Origin of the sequence: Aeromicrobium halocynthiae (assembly GCF_039531385.1) — a bacterium.
Taxonomy (GTDB): domain Bacteria; phylum Actinomycetota; class Actinomycetes; order Propionibacteriales; family Nocardioidaceae; genus Aeromicrobium; species Aeromicrobium halocynthiae.
Genome location: NZ_BAAAPY010000003.1, coordinates 153021 through 169800, shown reverse-complemented (window position 1 = coordinate 169800; position 16780 = coordinate 153021). Strand labels below are relative to the sequence as shown.

At 68.7% G+C, this 16780-nt stretch carries 10 protein-coding genes; all 10 read left to right on the top strand.

The features are described 5' to 3' along the window. The first annotated feature begins 4 nt into the window (after nt 1-4). The 10 genes from ABD213_RS06355 to ABD213_RS06310 all read left to right on the top strand — a co-directional run bounded on the left by ABD213_RS06355 (nt 5) and on the right by ABD213_RS06310 (nt 16767). On the top strand, nt 5-1477 hold the full coding sequence (locus ABD213_RS06355) for an MCE family protein (protein ID WP_344326045.1): 1473 nt from the start codon (nt 5-7) through the stop codon (nt 1475-1477). Next, a complete protein-coding gene (locus ABD213_RS06350) occupies nt 1474-2592 on the top strand; it encodes an MCE family protein (RefSeq protein WP_344326043.1) in 1119 nt (372 codons plus the stop codon). The genes ABD213_RS06355 and ABD213_RS06350 overlap by 4 nt, the downstream gene beginning before the upstream one ends. After that, entirely contained in the window at nt 2589-3542 is a 954-nt protein-coding gene (locus ABD213_RS06345; protein ID WP_344326041.1) for an MCE family protein, read from the top strand. Before ABD213_RS06350 ends, ABD213_RS06345 begins: the two co-directional genes overlap by 4 nt. Nucleotides 3543-3553: 11 nt before the next feature. Beyond that, the gene (locus ABD213_RS06340; protein WP_344326039.1) at nt 3554-4855 is read left to right on the top strand and encodes an MCE family protein; all 1302 of its coding nucleotides are present in this window, start codon (nt 3554-3556) and stop codon (nt 4853-4855) included. Continuing rightward, nucleotides 4855-6252 (top strand): MCE family protein, encoded by a 1398-nt coding sequence (locus ABD213_RS06335; protein ID WP_344326037.1) that lies wholly within the window; start codon nt 4855-4857, stop codon nt 6250-6252. Before ABD213_RS06340 ends, ABD213_RS06335 begins: the two co-directional genes overlap by 1 nt. After that, nucleotides 6249-7508, top strand: coding sequence for an MCE family protein (locus tag ABD213_RS06330; protein WP_344326034.1), 1260 nt, complete (start codon nt 6249-6251; stop codon nt 7506-7508). Before ABD213_RS06335 ends, ABD213_RS06330 begins: the two co-directional genes overlap by 4 nt. Then, nucleotides 7478-8203, top strand: a complete 726-nt coding sequence (locus ABD213_RS06325) for a hypothetical protein (RefSeq protein ID WP_344326032.1) — start codon at nt 7478-7480, stop codon at nt 8201-8203. The genes ABD213_RS06330 and ABD213_RS06325 overlap by 31 nt, the downstream gene beginning before the upstream one ends. After that, nucleotides 8200-9090 (top strand): hypothetical protein, encoded by an 891-nt coding sequence (locus ABD213_RS06320; protein WP_344326030.1) that lies wholly within the window; start codon nt 8200-8202, stop codon nt 9088-9090. The genes ABD213_RS06325 and ABD213_RS06320 overlap by 4 nt, the downstream gene beginning before the upstream one ends. A 253-nt stretch (nt 9091-9343) precedes the next feature. Next, nucleotides 9344-12844 carry a DNA-directed RNA polymerase subunit beta gene (rpoB, locus tag ABD213_RS06315; RefSeq protein ID WP_344326028.1) on the top strand — a complete coding sequence of 1167 codons (3501 nt, stop codon included), beginning with the start codon at nt 9344-9346 and terminating at the stop codon, nt 12842-12844. Nucleotides 12845-12927: 83 nt separating this feature from the next. Continuing rightward, a complete protein-coding gene (locus tag ABD213_RS06310; protein WP_344326026.1) occupies nt 12928-16767 on the top strand; it encodes a DNA-directed RNA polymerase subunit beta' in 3840 nt (1279 codons plus the stop codon). Nucleotides 16768-16780 lie beyond the last annotated feature (13 nt).

Here is a 16780-nt window from a genome sequence, read left to right as displayed (position 1 = left end):
CGCCGTGGCTGCTACTCCCCTGGCCGAGCGCCCCACGGCGCTGAAGGTCCTCGGCATCGGGTTCATCGCCCTGATGATCTTCTTCGTGTGGCTCACCTACGCCTTCTTCAACAAGACGTTCGTCAGCGCGGAGATGGTGACCCTGGAGACCTCCAACTCCGGGCAGAGCCTGTCGGTCAACGGCGACGTCAAGCTGCGGGGCATGATCGTCGGCTCGATCCGCTCGATCGATCCGGTCGACGGCGGCGTCGAGATGCAGCTGGCCATGAAGCCGGAGCTGATCGACCGCGTCCCGGCCGGCGTCACGGCCGAGATCGTCCCGAAGACGCTGTTCGGCGAGAAGTTCATCAACCTCATCCCGCCGCCGGGCACCGGTCCGGACAGCGAGTCCCTCAAGGCCGGTGACGTCATCACGCGCGCCGAGGTGCCGATCGAGGTCGAGGACCTGCTCAACGACTTCTACCCGCTCCTGCAGGCCGTCGAGCCCGCCGACCTCTCCTACACCTTGACCGCGATGGCCCAGGCCCTCGAGGGTCGCGGGGAGAAGCTCGGGGACACCCTCGTGACCTTGAACGAGTACCTGCGCGAGCTCAACCCCGACGTGCCCGCGCTCGTCGACAGCCTGGTCGCCACCGGCGAGGTCGCCGACGTCTACGCCCGCGAGCTGCCCACGATCGCGCGGTTCCTCGAGAACTCCGTCGTCACCGGCAACACGCTCGTGGAGAAGCGCACCGAGCTGGCGGCGTTCTTCGACGAGGGCACGCGTCTGGCCGACACCCTGCGCACCTTCGTCGACGACAACGGCGACAACCTCACCGCGCTGGCGGCGCAGCAGCGCCGGATCCTCGCGGTCTCGGCCAAGTACTCCTCGACCTTCCCGTGCTTCCTGGGCGGCATGGCCACGTCGATCGAGCGACTCGACAGCGTCCTGAAGAACCGGACCGTGCACATCGACCTCAAGACCCTCGCCACGCAGCCGACCAAGTACGAGGAGGACGAGAACGCCTCCATCCCGGACCAGGCGACGATCGACCGCACCCCGGCCGCGCAGCCCACCGGTGGCCGCGGGACGATCGAGGAGGTCTGTGACCGGTTGCCGCAGTACCAGAACCGCATCGGCGCCGACGGCCTGCCCGACGACTCCCGCAACCCCTTCGCCGCGTTCAGCGCCGGCGGAGGACGAGAGGGCAAGCCCTACCCGGGTCCCGATGCCGAGGTCTACGGACTCATCGGTCTGACCAACAGCCACAACGGCAAGTTCGGCACCGACGCCGACTTCGAGCGCGCAGCCGCGGCGTCACTGGCCGAGATGGGCTACTGGAGTGCCAGCCTCGCGAACGTCGACAGCCCGCAGCAGCGTTCCCAGGTCCGCCAGCTCGCCGGTGCGATGGCCGGCGTGGCACCGGCCGACGTGCCCGACGTCGCCTCGCTGCTGCTCAGCCCCGTCCTGCGGGGCACGGAGGTGATCGCGCCGTGAAGCTCCTCGACCGCGAGTCCTTGAGCGCACTGCTCAAGCTGTGCGTCTTCTTCGGCGTCACCGGCGGGGCCACCGTGCTGCTGATGATGGTCCTCAGCCAGGGCCTGTTCCAGAGCACCGAGACGTACAAGGCGCGCTTCAGCGACGTCACGGGCGTGGCCAAGGGCGACGACGTCCGGATCGGCGGCGTGCGCGTCGGTGAGGTCGAGAAGGTCGAGATCGTCGACGGCAACGAGGCCCTCGTGTCCTTCGGCGTCGACACCGACGTCTCCCTGACGCAGAACACCAACGCCCAGCTGCGCTTCCGCAACCTGATCGGCCAGCGGTACATGGCGCTCTACCAGGGCCCGGAGGGCGGCACGGCCGTGCTCGAGCCGGGTAGCACCATCCCCCAGGAACGCACCGAGGAGGCCCTCGACCTCAACGTCCTGCTGAACGGCTTCAAGCCCGTCTTCCAGGCGCTGTCGCCGGAGGACACCAACCAGCTCGCGTTCGAGATCGTGCAGACCCTGCAGGGCGAGGCGGGCACGGTGCAGAGCCTCCTCGCGCGCACGGCGTCGCTCACCCGGACCCTGGCCGACCGCGACCAGCTCATCGGCGACGTCATCGTCAACCTCTCCGACGTGCTCGACACGATCGGCAGTCGCGACCAGCAGCTCACGTCCACGATCGACAACCTCCAGGCACTCGTGACGGGGCTGAAGGACGACCGGAACGCGATTCTCGGATCCCTGGACTCCATCTCCCTGCTCACCGAGGAGACCTCGGGCTTGCTCAGCGACGGCCGGGAGGACCTCGTCGCCGACGTCCGCGAGCTCAACCGGCTCACAGGGAACCTCGCCGAGGGCCGCAACGAGCAGCTCGGCGGGCAGCGCAACCTCGACGTCTTCGAGCAGTCGCTGAGGATCCTGCCCATCAAGATGGAGAAGCTCGGCAACCTCGCCTCCAACGGAGCGCTCTTCAACTTCTACGTCTGCGAGCTCGAGGTCGACGTCGCCCTGATCCCGGACGACGTCCTGGAGGGGCTGGCGCAGTCCACCGGCATCGACCTGCGCAACGTCCAGGCCGGCGGAGCGCGGTGCGAGACGGCGGACGGAGAGTACCCACAGTCATGAAGCCCTTCCGCGAGCGCAACCACACGATCATCGGCCTGCTCGGCTTCGCCGTCATCGCCGCCATGCTGCTGGCCGCCTTCCGCGCGGACCAGCTGCCCATCATCGGTGCCGGCGACACCTACTACGCCGAGTTCGCCGAGATCGGCGGCCTGCGCGACGACGCCGAGGTGCGGGTCGCCGGCATCACGGTCGGCAAGGTCCAGGACATCGAGCTCGACGGTGACCGCGTCAAGGTCACGTTCAAGATCGACAAGGGCACCGACCTCGGCGCCGAGACCGGCGCGGAGATCAAGCTCCGCACGCTCCTGGGGGCCCAGTTCCTCGCCCTCACCCCGAACGGCAGCGGCGAGCTCGAGCGAGGGGCCACCATCCCGCTCGAGCGCACCGTCCCGCCGTACGACGTCGTTGAGGCCTTCTCCGACCTCACGGAGGTCAACGAGGCCCTGGACAAGGAGCAGATCGCCCTGGCGCTGGAGACCCTCGGCGACGTCGCGGCCGAGACCCCGACGGAGTTCCGCGCGGCCATCTCGGGCGTCTCGGACCTGTCCGCGAACCTCGCGGCGCGCGACGAGCAGATCAACACGCTCCTGGTGAACCTCAAGAAGGTCACGGGAGTGCTGAACTCGCGCAACGCCGAGCTGGAGACCCTGTTCCGCGACGCCACGGTCCTGTTCGACGCGCTGAGCTCGCGTCGGGAGTCGATCAACCGACTCCTGGTCTCCACCCAGGAGATCTCCTCCGAGCTCCAGCTGCTGGTCGCGGAGACCGAGGCCGACCTCAACCCGGCCCTGCGCCGCCTCGAGCGCGTCACCGACATGCTCGTGCGCAACCGCGACAGCCTCGACCAGGCCATCACCTCGCTGCCCGGGTTCCTGAGGGTCTTCTCCAACGCCCTCGGCACCGGCCCGTGGTTCGAGCTCTACGTCCAGATCGGTGGTGACAACAACTGATGTCCGCCCTCATGAGCAGGCTCGCCGGCCTCAGTCGAGTCGTCACCGTGGCCGTCGTCCTGGCCCTCGTCGCCGGCGCCGTGTTCGTCTTCGTCGACCGGACGGAGTCCCAGACCCTCACCGTCGACTTCCCGCGCACGAACTCCCTCTACGAGGGCTCGGACGTCAAGATCCTCGGTGTCGCGGTCGGCACGGTCGACTCCTTGGAGCCGCGCGGCGACGTCGTCCGCGCCACGCTCTCCTACCCGCAGGACGTCTCGCTGCCGCAGGACGTCAAGGCCGTGATCGTCTCCCCGTCGATCGTCGGCGACCGCTTCGTTCAGCTGGCCCCCGTCTACAGCGGCGGACCGACGCTGCAGGACGCGGCCGTGCTCGGCCCGGAGCGCACCGAGGTGCCGATCGAGCTCGACGAGGTCTACGGATCGCTCGACGACCTCGCCGTCGCGCTCGGGCCCGACGGCGCCAACTCCGAGGGAGCCCTCAGCACCCTGATCGACTCCTCCGCCGAGCAGCTCGACGGCCAGGGTGCGCAGCTCAACCAGACGTTGCGCAACTTCGGTCGCCTCAGCCAGACGCTCTCCAACAACAAGGACGACCTCTTCGGCAGCGTTCGCGAGGTCTCCCAGTTCGTCGACCTGCTGAACCGCAACGATGCCGCCGTGCGGGCGTTCTTCGACTCCACCGCGGAGGTCTCCGAGGTGCTGGCCGGGGAGCGCGAGGACCTCGCTCTGACGATCGAGGCTCTGGGCGACGCGCTCGTGGAGGTCAGGCGCCTCGTGCGTGACAACCGGGAGGAGCTGCGTGGGAACGTGCAGAACCTCCAGGTCGTCGCCGAGGTGCTCGCCCAGCACGAGAAGGACATCGAGGAGATCACCGTCAACGCCCCCACTGCACTGTCGAACGTCGCCCTCGCCTACAACGGCAACCAGGGCACGCTCGACAACCGTGATGACGCCCTCGCGCTGCTGACCGGCGTCGTCGGCGGTCTGCCGAGCCTGCTGTGCAACGCCGGGGATGGTGCCGGTCTCGGTGACATCCCCGTCCTCGGGCCCATCCTGGTCGACGGGTGTCGTCAGTTGTCCGACCTCCTCGGGCCGGTCTTCGGCGGCCTGACCGACGCCGCCAGCGGCGCGGGTGGCGCTCCCGGTCCGGGCGACGTGCCGGAGATCCTGCCGCAGGGTGGCGACGAGGCGTCGCCAGAGCTGTTGCAGCAGCTCCGCGAGGGTCTCGGGGTCGAGCGCGCCGCCGTCGCCCCGACCTCCTCGCCCGACCGGACCCAGACGTCCCTCGAAGACATGCTGGCGGTGCCGTGATGACCTCGATCAAGCGACTCCTGACCTCCGCGCTGGCGGCGGCGACCTCCGCCGTGCTCCTGGCGGGCTGCAGCTTCTCTCCCTACGACCTCCCGCTGCCCGGCGGCGCCGACGTCGGCAGCGACCCGTACGAGGTCACCGTCGAGTTCCGCGACGTCCTCGACCTCGTCCCCCAGAGCGCCGTGCGTGTCGACGACCTCGCGGTCGGCAAGGTGACGGCGATCGAGCTCAACGGGTGGACGGCGACGGCGACCCTGCGGATCAACGACGCCGTCGAGCTGCCCGCCAACGCCGAGGCGACCCTGCGTCAGTCGAGCCTGCTCGGTGAGAAGTTCGTCGCCCTCGAGGCGCCGGCGAACCCCTCGAGCGAGCCGCTGAAGGACGGTGACGAGATCCCGCTCGAGCGCTCGGGACGCAATCCCGACATCGAGGAGGTCCTCGGGGCCGCGTCGCTGCTGCTGAACGGTGGTGGACTGGAGAAGACCAACACCATCGTCAAGGAGCTCAACCGTGCCCTCGACGGCAACGAGCCCGAGGTCCGCCAGCTCCTGAGCACCTCCGAGCAGTTCCTCGGACAGCTCGACGACAACAAGGGCGAGCTGCTCGACGCGCTGGACAAGGTCGACAACCTGGCCAGGACCACGCAGCAGCAGGAGGGCGCCATCACGAGCGCCCTCGACGACCTGCCCGAGGCGCTCGCCGTGCTGAACGAGCAGCGTGACCAGATCGTCGGGTTCCTGCAGGCGTTGGACCGTCTCGGCGACGTCGCCGTCGACGTCATCCGCGAGTCCAAGGACGACACGCTCGCGGTGCTGCGTGACCTCGAGCCGACCCTGAAGGGCCTCGCGGACTCCGGCGACGACCTCGCCACCAGCACGCAGGTGCTGCTCAGCTTCCCCTTCAGCGACGCGATCGTCGGCGGCAGCCTCGCTCGCGCCACGGAGGCCTGCCCGCTGGGAGTGACGTCGGCCAACCGCCGCATCGTGGAGGACACCGCCTGCTACGGCGACTACTCCAACCTCGACATCAACCTCGTGCTCGACGGGCCGCAGATCAGCAACCTGTTCCAGGGCCTGTTGAGCCTCGGCAACACCCTCGTCCCGGCGGGCGCCGACGCGGCGCAGGCCGAGGAGGCGGGGCCGTCCGCCGGGCCCGGACTCGTCTCGCTCATGGAGGGCCTCGTGCCCGAGGGGGCCGGGACCGAGGACGCCGGACCGGCCGAGCCGGGCCGGCCCACGTCGCCGGCACCCTCCGGCGGCGCCGGAGGTGACGGCAGCGGTGGAGGTTTCTGCGGGCTGCTCGGGCTCTGCCGGACCGCCCCGACCACCCCGGAGGCCCTCATGGAGTCCACCTCTGACCTGGGACGTCTCGTCATGGGACCGGCGGTGGCGCGATGATCACCCGGTTCACCAAGATCCAGCTCGTGATCTTCGCCGTCATCACCGTCCTCGGCACCGCCTTCGTCGGTGGGCGCTACGCGGAGGTCGACCGCATCTTCGTCGACCGGTCCTTCCCGGTCACCGCCCAGTTCGAGGACTCCGGCGGCATCTTCGCCGGCGCCCAGGTGACGTACCGCGGCATCGAGGTCGGACGCGTCGGGGCGTTGCAGTTCACCGACGAGGGCGTCGACGTCACCCTCGACATCGAGAACAGTGCACCGCCGATCGCTGCCGACGCCAAGGCCCTCGTGGCCAACAAGTCGGCGATCGGCGAGCAGTTCGTCGACCTGCAGCCGCAGACGAACCGCGGTCCCTACCTGGAGAGCGGCTCGGTCATCACGACCGAGAACACCCAGATCCCGATCGACACCACCACGATGCTGGTGAACGTCAACTCGCTCGTGCGCTCGGTCGACACCGAGAACCTGCGCACCCTGGTCTCGGAGCTGGGAGCCGCCTTCGAGGGAACCGGGCCCGACCTGCAGCGCATCGTCGACACCACGACGGAGTTCATCGACGAGGCCGACGCCAACCTCGGCGTCACCCGCGACCTCATCTACGGCTCGCAGACCGCGCTGCAGACGCAGCTGGACAAGCAGGGTCAGCTGGCGACGTTCTCGCGCAACCTCGCCCTGCTCTCGGACACGCTCGTCGAGTCCGACGCCGACATCCGACGCCTGGTCGACGAGGGGACGCCCGCCGCCCGCGACACGCGTCAGGTGATCGACGAGAACGCGGCGGACCTCCGTTCGGTCTTCGCCGACCTGCGCACCGCCCTGGACCCCGTCGCGAAGAACTCCAAGTCGCTGCAGGTGCTCTCGATCCTCTACCCGTACCTGCTCGAGGGGTCGTTCAGCGTCGTCGCTCCGAGCGAGCGTCGACCTGGCGAGTACGATGCGACCTTCGGGCTCGTCATCACGCCGCCGTTCGGGGACGACAAGGTCGAGGTCTGCCAGCAGGGGTATCGTCCCCGTCTGGGGGCCTCGGAGCTGGGAGAGGCCGGGGACCCCACCCAGCTGGGCGAGCGCAACGTCGCTGAGAGCCAGCGCCGGACCGCTCGTGGCTTCGACCTCGACATCGACTGCACCGATCCGGACGCGATGCCGCCGCGCACCCCGAGCCGGACCGAGATCAACCGCAACCGCGCCGCGGTCGCCTCCCTGGATGGAAAGGACGCCCTCTCGTGGCTGCTGCTGGAGACCGCGGAGCGCTGAGCCCCGACACCTCCTCCGAGAGCACAGCCACCTCACCGGAGAGCGCGGCCGAGGAGGGTCCCCCACGGCGCACCGTGGTGAGGACGGCGGTCCTCGTGCTCGTCGTCGCACTGGTGATCGGTGGGCTCGCTGCCGTGACCGGTCTGGTCGTCCCACGGGTCGTCGAGGGTGGCGAGCCGGAGCAGGTGCGTGAGGTGCTGCAGCGGACCGAGGACTTCGCCGTCACGTACAACACGTACGCCGTGGCCGAGAAGGACGACTACCAGGAGCGCATGCGCGACCTCCTGACGACGGAGTACTACGAGGAGTTCGTGACGATCACCGACGCGGTCTTCGACGCGCTGGGATCCAACGACCAGACCAGCGGTGACGCACGAGTGCTCGCCAGCGCGGTGCAGACCATCGACGAGGACAGCGCCGTCGCGCTCGTCGCCGTGAACGCCTCGGTGGCGACCGACGCCGAGGAGGCGGCGGTCGAGCGACGCTTCCGCTGGAAGGTCACCCTCCAGCGTGAGGACGGCCAGTGGCGGGTGAGCCAGTTCGAGCAGGTCGCGCCGGTCCAGGCCGAGCTCGGCGAGCCCGGCGAGCAGGGCGGCCTGCTCCCGGAGGGTTCGGACAGCGAGGACGGGAACCCCGATGAGCCCGGCGCCGATCAGCCCGGTGCCGACGAGCCCGCGCCGCAGGAGGACGAGTGAGCACCGAGGACAAGCGCCCGCGCCGCAGGATCGCGGGGGAGAGGCCGGTCGCCGACGCCGCAGCCACCCCGCCGCGCGTCGTCAAGCGGCCCGTCGTGCGGCCCCCGGCCGTCGTCCCGGAGGAGACCGAGAACCAGGACCGTGCGGTCGAGAGCCCTGCAGTCGATGGCCCCGGGATCGAGCACGCGCCGGTCCCGGATCCCGCTGTCGAGGACTCCGACGCCGAGGACGACTCCCCGCCCCAGGACCCGCCGACGGACGGCCCTTCCCGGGGGACGGGAACCCCCAGGATCGTCCCCGCCGGTCGCAAGCAGCGCACTCCTTCGCCGGCCCCGGTCGCCGACGCGGCGTCGCCTCGCCAGGACGCCGCCTCCGAGGTGTCCCGTTCCGGCACCCGCAGGCCCCTGGTCGCTGGCGTGGTCCTGCTGGCCGTCCTTGCCGTCGTCCTCGCCGGCGCCTCGATCGTCTGGGCTGCCCAGCAGGTCGCGGGTGCAGACACCGAGTCCGCGCAGGCCGAGGCCGCCGACGCCGCGGCCACGGCCGCCGAGACGATCCTCGGGTACCGCTACGACCAGCTCGAGCAGCACCTCGAGGAGTCGCAGGCTCTGATGACCCCGGAGTACGGGGCGGACTTCGAGTCGCTGTCCCCGGCGCTGAACGACCTGGCGCCGCAGCGCCAGATCGTGGTCGAGGCCGCCGCCCGCGAGGTGGCGCCGCTGCCGTGCGGCGACGACTGCAGCGCCGACCGGGTCGAGGTGCTCGTCTTCGTCGACCAGGCGCGCGTCGTGGCCGACGACCCCGAACCCACGGTCTTCGGCAACCGCATCTCGCTCACCATGGTGCGCGACGGTGACGCCTGGCTCGTCGACGACATCGAGGCCTACTGACGCCGGTCGGCCGCCGACGGCATGCCGCGACGCCCGTCCACCCCTGCAATGCCAGGCATCGCGACCCGCGCGGCCGGATATATTGACGGATGCCGCCGGTGTTGTCAAGCACCCGGTTGCCTTCCGTGGGTACGGCGGGTTAGACTGAACCTTCGCGCCCACCACGCTCGCATGAGGACCCCTTGACCGGGGTCTTGTGGCGTGCGCAGAAGTCCATACGAGCCACCTTGCGAAGCCCTTGGAAGGATTCCTCTTGGCCGCCTCGCGCACCTCCGCCCAGTCCTCTGCTGCACAGTCCTCTGCTGCAGGACAGTCCGCTCTCTCTCCCCGCCGCGTCTCCTTCGCCAAGATCTCCGAACCTCTCGAGGTTCCCGAGCTCCTGGCCCTGCAGACCGACAGCTTCGACTGGCTGATCGGCAACGACGTCTGGCAGAGCCGCGTCGACGCCGCGCTCGCCGCCGGCCGGACCGACGTCTCCACCAAGTCCGGGCTCGAGGAGATCTTCGAGGAGATCTCCCCGATCGAGGACTTCTCCGAGACGATGAGCCTGTCCTTCAGCGATCACCGCTTCGAGCCGCCGAAGTACTCCGTCGACGACTGCAAGGACCGCGACGTCACGTACGCCGCACCCCTGTACGTCACCGCCGAGTTCATGAACAACGAGACCGGCGAGATCAAGAGCCAGACGGTCTTCATGGGCGAGTTCCCGCTCATGACCGACAAGGGCACCTTCGTCATCAACGGCACCGAGCGTGTCGTCGTCTCCCAGCTGGTGCGATCCCCGGGCGTGTACTTCGAGCGCACCGCCGACAAGACGTCGGACAAGGACATCTACACCGCCAAGGTCATCCCGTCGCGCGGCGCATGGCTGGAGTTCGAGGTCGACAAGCGCGACACCGTCGGCGTCCGCCTCGACCGCAAGCGCAAGCAGAGCGTCACCGTGCTGCTCAAGGCCCTCGGCTGGACCGAGGCGCAGATCCTCGAGGAGTTCGGCGAGTACGAGTCCATCCGGCTCACCCTGGAGAAGGACAGCGTCGCCGACCAGGACGAGGCGCTGCTCGACATCTACCGCAAGCTGCGCCCGGGCGAGCCGCCGTCGCGCGAGGCAGCGCAGACGTTGCTGGACAACTACTACTTCAACCCGAAGCGGTACGACCTCGCGAAGGTCGGTCGTCACAAGATCAACCGCAAGATCGGCGTCGAGGAGGCCTTCGACGCCCAGACGCTGACGATCGACGACATCGTGGCGACGATCAAGTACATCGTCGCCCTGCACGACGGTCGCACCGAGCTCGAGACCGCCTCGGGCACGACGATCGTCGAGGCCGACGACATCGACCACTTCGGCAACCGCCGCATCCGCACCGTCGGCGAGCTGATCCAGAACCAGCTCCGCACCGGACTTGCGCGCATGGAGCGCGTCGTGCGCGAGCGGATGACGACCCAGGACGTCGAGGCCATCACGCCGCAGACCCTGATCAACATCCGTCCCGTGGTCGCTGCGCTGAAGGAGTTCTTCGGCACCAGCCAGCTCTCGCAGTTCATGGACCAGAACAACCCGCTCGCGGGCCTGACGCACAAGCGGCGTCTGAACGCCCTCGGCCCCGGTGGTCTGTCCCGTGAGCGCGCGGGCTACGAGGTCCGCGACGTCCACCCGTCGCACTACGGGCGCATGTGCCCCATCGAGACTCCCGAAGGCCCGAACATCGGCCTGATCGGGTCGCTGGCCTCCTACGGACGCATCAACGCCTTCGGCTTCATCGAGTCGCCCTACCGCAAGGTCGAGGACGGCCGCGTCACCGACCAGATCGACTACCTGGTGGCCACCGACGAGGACCGCTACATCATCGCGCAGGCCAACTCGGCCCTGAACGACGACGGCACCTTCGTCGAGGACGCCGTGCTGGTGCGCCAGCGCGGCGGCGAGGCCGAGCTCCGCCCGGCCGGCGAGGTCGACTACATGGACGTCTCGCCGCGCCAGATGGTCTCCGTCGCCACCGCGCTGATCCCCTTCCTGGAGCACGACGACGCCAACCGTGCGCTCATGGGCGCCAACATGCAGCGTCAGGCCGTGCCGCTGGTGCGCAACGACGCGCCGCTGGTCGGCACCGGCATGGAGTTCCGTGCCGCCGTCGACGCCGGCGACGTCACCGTGGCCAAGAAGGCCGGTGTCGTCAAGGAGGTCTCGGCCGACGCGGTCGAGATCATGGAGGACGAGGGCACGTACACCACGTACCGCCTCGCCAAGTTCCGTCGCTCCAACCAGGGCACCTGCACGAACCAGCGCCCGCTGGTCGCCGAGGGTGACCGGGTCGAGGTCGGCTCGCCGCTGGCCGACGGGCCGTGCACCGACGAGGGCGAGATGGCCCTCGGCGCGAACCTGCTCGTGGCCTTCATGCCGTGGCAGGGTCACAACTACGAGGACGCGATCATCCTCTCCCAGCGTGTCGTCCAGGAGGACGTCCTCACCTCGATCCACATCGAGGAGCACGAGGTCGACGCCCGCGACACCAAGCTGGGCCCGGAGGAGATCACCCGCGACATCCCGAACGTCAGCGACGAGATGCTCGCCGACCTCGACGAGCGCGGCATCATCCGCATCGGTGCCGAGGTCGGCAACGGCGACATCCTCGTCGGCAAGGTCACGCCCAAGGGCGAGACCGAGCTGACGCCGGAGGAGCGTCTGCTGCGGGCCATCTTCGGTGAGAAGGCGCGCGAGGTGCGCGACACCTCCCTGAAGGTGCCCCACGGCGAGTCCGGGACCGTCATCGGCGTGCGCGTGTTCAACGCCGAGGAGGGCGACGAGCTCAGCCCCGGCGTCAACCAGCTGGTGCGCGTCTACGTGGCCCAGAAGCGCAAGATCTCCGACGGTGACAAGCTCGCCGGACGCCACGGCAACAAGGGCGTCATCTCCAAGATCCTGCCGGTCGAGGACATGCCGTTCCTGGAGGACGGCACGCCGGTCGACATCGTCCTGAACCCGCTCGGCGTCCCCGGCCGCATGAACGTGGGCCAGGTCCTGGAGACCCACCTCGGATGGGTCGCCAAGGCCGGGTGGGACATCGGTGACATGAAGGACGAGTGGGCCGACCGGCTGCGCGCCATCGGCGCCGACCGGGCGCCGTCGGACTCCAACATCGCGACGCCGGTCTTCGACGGTGCCCGCGAGGACGAGATCTCCGGACTGCTGGCCTCCACGCTGCCCAACCGCGACGGCGACCGCATGGTCGGCCCGGACGGCAAGGCGGTGCTCTTCGACGGACGCTCGGGCGAGAAGTTCCCGGACCCGATCAGCGTCGGGTACATGTACCTGCTGAAGCTGCACCACCTGGTCGACGACAAGATCCACGCCCGATCGACCGGTCCGTACTCCATGATCACCCAGCAGCCGCTCGGCGGTAAGGCCCAGTTCGGCGGCCAGCGCTTCGGTGAGATGGAGGTCTGGGCGCTCGAGGCCTACGGTGCGGCGTACGCCCTGCAGGAGCTGCTGACGATCAAGTCCGACGACATCCTCGGCCGCGTCAAGGTGTACGAGGCGATCGTCAAGGGCGAGAACGTGCCCGAGCCCGGCATCCCGGAGTCCTTCAAGGTGCTCGTCAAGGAGATGCAGTCGCTGTGCCTCAACGTCGAGGTCCTCAACGCCGAGGGCACCGCCGTGGAGATGCGCGACGCCGAGGAGGACATGTTCCGCGCCGCCGAGGAGCTCGGCATCGACCTCTCGCGCCGCGAGCCCTCCAGCGTCGAAGAAGTGTGAGCCGGTGGCGGGGTCGCACCGCGACCCCGCCCGCTCACTCCCCTCCACCACAGATTTCCAGAACAACCAGGAAAGAAGACACCGTGCTCGACGTGAACTTCTTCGATCAGCTCAAGATCGGCCTCGCCTCCGCCGACGACATCCGTCAGTGGTCGTTCGGTGAGGTCAAGAAGCCTGAGACGATCAACTACCGCACGCTCAAGCCCGAGCGTGACGGCCTCTTCTGCGAGAAGATCTTCGGTCCCACCCGGGACTGGGAGTGCTACTGCGGCAAGTACAAGCGCGTGCGCTTCAAGGGCATCATCTGCGAGCGCTGCGGCGTCGAGGTGACCCGGTCCAAGGTGCGCCGCGAGCGCATGGGCCACATCGAGCTCGCCGCTCCGGTCACCCACATCTGGTACTTCAAGGGCGTGCCCAGCCGTCTGGGCTACCTGCTCGACCTCGCCCCGAAGGACCTCGAGAAGGTCATCTACTTCGCGGCGTACATGATCACCCACGTCGACGAGGACGCCCGCCACCGCGACCTCTCCAGCCTGGAGTCCAAGATCCAGATGGAGATCGAGCAGCTGGAGAACCGTCGCGACCAGGCTCTGGCCGACCGCGGCCAGAAGGCCGAGGCCGACCTCAAGCAGCTCGAGGACGAGGGCGCCAAGGCCGACGCCAAGCGCAAGGTCAAGGACGCCGCCGAGCGCGAGGAGCGCCAGCTGCGTCAGCGTCACGACCGCGAGATCGACCGCCTCCGGGAGGTCTGGGACCGGTTCAAGAACCTCAAGGTCCAGGACCTCGAGGGCGACGAGATGCTCTACCGCGAGATGACGTACCGCTTCGGCGACTACTTCGAGGGCTACATGGGCGCCGCGGCGATCCAGAAGCGCCTGCAGTCCTTCGACCTCGAGGCCGAGGCCGAGTCGCTGCGTGAGGTCATCGCCACCGGCAAGGGTCAGAAGAAGACCCGTGCACTCAAGCGCCTCAAGGTCGTCTCGGCGTTCCTCGGCAGCAGCAACCACCCGCAGGGCATGGTCCTGGACGCCGTCCCGGTGATCCCGCCGGAACTGCGTCCCATGGTCCAGCTCGACGGTGGTCGCTTCGCCACGAGCGACCTCAACGACCTGTACCGCCGCGTCATCAACCGCAACAACCGCCTCAAGCGACTGCTGGACCTCGGTGCGCCCGAGATCATCGTCAACAACGAGAAGCGGATGCTGCAGGAGGCCGTCGACTCGCTGTTCGACAACGGCCGTCGCGGTCGTCCGGTCACCGGTCCGGGCAACCGGCCCCTGAAGTCCATCTCGGACATGCTCAAGGGCAAGCAGGGTCGTTTCCGCCAGAACCTGCTCGGCAAGCGCGTCGACTACTCCGGCCGTTCGGTCATCGTCGTCGGACCGCAGCTCAAGCTGCACCAGTGCGGTCTGCCCAAGCAGATGGCGATCGAGCTGTTCAAGCCGTTCGTCATGAAGCGTCTGGTCGACCTCAACCATGCGCAGAACATCAAGAGCGCCAAGCGCATGGTCGAGCGCGGCGTCCGGGCCGAGGTCTGGGACGTGCTCGAGGAGGTCATCACCGAGCACCCCGTGCTGCTGAACCGCGCGCCCACGCTGCACCGTCTGGGCATCCAGGCGTTCGAGCCGCAGCTCATCGAGGGCAAGGCCATCCAGATCCACCCGCTCGTGTGCTCGGCGTTCAACGCCGACTTCGACGGTGACCAGATGGCCGTGCACCTGCCGCTGAGCGCCGAGGCGCAGGCCGAGGCCCGCATCCTCATGCTGAGCACGAACAACATCCTGAAGCCGTCCGACGGTCGTCCGGTCACCATGCCGACGCAGGACATGATCATCGGGCTGTACTTCCTGACGCTCGAGCGCGACGACCAGCCCGGCGAGGGTCGCCTGTTCGGCTCCATCGCCGAGGCGCAGATGGCCTTCGACCGCCTCGAGATCTCGCTGCAGAGCAAGGTCAGGATCCGCATCCCGGACGTCGAGGGGACCCTCGAGATCAAGGACACGACCCTCGGTCGTGCGTTGTTCAACCAGGCACTGCCCGACGACTACCCGTACGTGAACTACCAGGTCGGCAAGTCCCAGCTGGGCGTCATCGTCAACGACCTCGCCGAGCGGTACAGCAAGGTCGACGTGGGCGTCGCGCTCGACGCGCTGAAGGACACCGGCTTCCACTGGGCGACCCGCTCGGGCGTCACGATCTCGATCGAGGACGTCGTCACGCCCGACTCCAAGGCCGAGATCCTGGCCAAGTACGAGGGCCAGGCCGCGAAGGTCCAACAGCAGTTCGACCGCGGTCTCATCACCGAGGACGAGCGTCGCCAAGAGCTCATCGAGATCTGGACCCAGGCCACGGCCGAGGTCTCCGGGGAGATGGAGAAGGTCTTCACGGCCAACGCCGACAATCCGATCTGGATGATGGTCCACTCCGGTGCGCGAGGGAACATGATGCAGGTCCGCCAGATCGCCGCCATGCGCGGACTGGTGGCCAACCCCAAGGGCGAGATCATCCCGCGTCCGATCAAGGCCAACTTCCGCGAGGGCCTGAGCGTGGTGGAGTACTTCATCGCCACGCACGGTGCCCGCAAGGGTCTGGCCGACACCGCACTGCGCACCGCCGACTCCGGGTACCTGACGCGTCGACTCGTCGACGTCAGCCAGGACGTCATCATCCGCGAGGAGGACTGCGGCACCGAGCGTGGCCTCATCCACACGATCGCCGTGCGCAACGACGAGGGTGACCTCGTCGCGGCCGAGCACGTCGAGACCTCGGCGTACTCGCGCAACGCGGCCGTCGAGATCGCCCACCCCGAGACCGGGGAGGTGCTGGTCGAGGCCGGCGGTGACCTCGGCGACGTCGAGATCGGTCAGCTCGTGGCGGCCGGCGTGGAGAAGATCCGCGTCCGGACCGTCCTGACGTGCGAGGCCCGCACCGGCACGTGTGCCAAGTGCTACGGCCGGTCGCTGGCCACCGGCAAGCTCGTCGACATCGGCGAGGCGGTCGGCACGATCGCCGCGCAGTCCATCGGCGAGCCCGGCACCCAGCTGACGATGCGCACCTTCCACACCGGTGGTGTGGCCGGTGACGACATCACGCACGGCCTGCCGCGCGTGGTCGAGCTGTTCGAGGCGCGTCGTCCCAAGGGCGAGTCCCCGATCACCGAGCTCGCGGGCCGCGTCACGATCGACGACTCCGACAAGACCCGCAAGATCGTCATCACCCCCGACGACGGCTCCGACGTGCTCGAGTACCCGGTCACCAAGCGTGCCCGTCTGCTCGTGGCCGACGGCGACCACGTCGAGGTCGGCGACCAGCTCACGCACGGCACGCCCGACCCGCAGGAGGTCCTGCGGATCCTGGGTGTCCGCCGGGCCCAGGAGCACCTGGTCGACGAGGTCCAGGAGGTCTACCGCAGCCAGGGCGTGGCGATCCACGACAAGCACATCGAGATCATCGTGCGCCAGATGCTGCGACGGGTCACCGTCATCGAGCAGAGCGACTCCGCCCTGATCCCCGGCGACCTCGTCGACCGGACGATCTTCGAGGAGGAGAACCGTCGTGTGGTCGCCGAGGGCGGTACCCCCGCCTCCGGTCGTCCGGTGCTCATGGGCATCACGAAGGCCTCGCTGGCCGTGGAGTCGTGGCTGTCGGCCGCGTCCTTCCAGGAGACCACCCGCGTGCTCACCGATGCCGCCATCCACGGCAAGTCGGACTCGCTGCGCGGCCTGAAGGAGAACATCATCATCGGCAAGCTGATCCCGGCCGGTACCGGTCTGGACCGGTACAGCAACATCCGGGTCGAGCCGACCGAGGAGGCCCGTCAGGCCGCCTACGCCGTGAGCGGCTACGAATCCTTCGACTACGGCTTCGCAGGCACGGAGGACGGCATCCAGCTCGAGGACGCGGACTTCACGACCTACGAGTGACCACGCTGCAGCC

Coding starts and splice junctions, on each gene's coding strand:
- ABD213_RS06345 (WP_344326041.1), top strand. CDS start 2,589: ATGAAGCCCTTCCGCGAGCGCAACCACACGATCATCGGCCTGCTCGGC.
- ABD213_RS06340 (WP_344326039.1), top strand. CDS start 3,554: ATGAGCAGGCTCGCCGGCCTCAGTCGAGTCGTCACCGTGGCCGTCGTC.
- ABD213_RS06335 (WP_344326037.1), top strand. CDS start 4,855: ATGACCTCGATCAAGCGACTCCTGACCTCCGCGCTGGCGGCGGCGACC.
- ABD213_RS06330 (WP_344326034.1), top strand. CDS start 6,249: ATGATCACCCGGTTCACCAAGATCCAGCTCGTGATCTTCGCCGTCATC.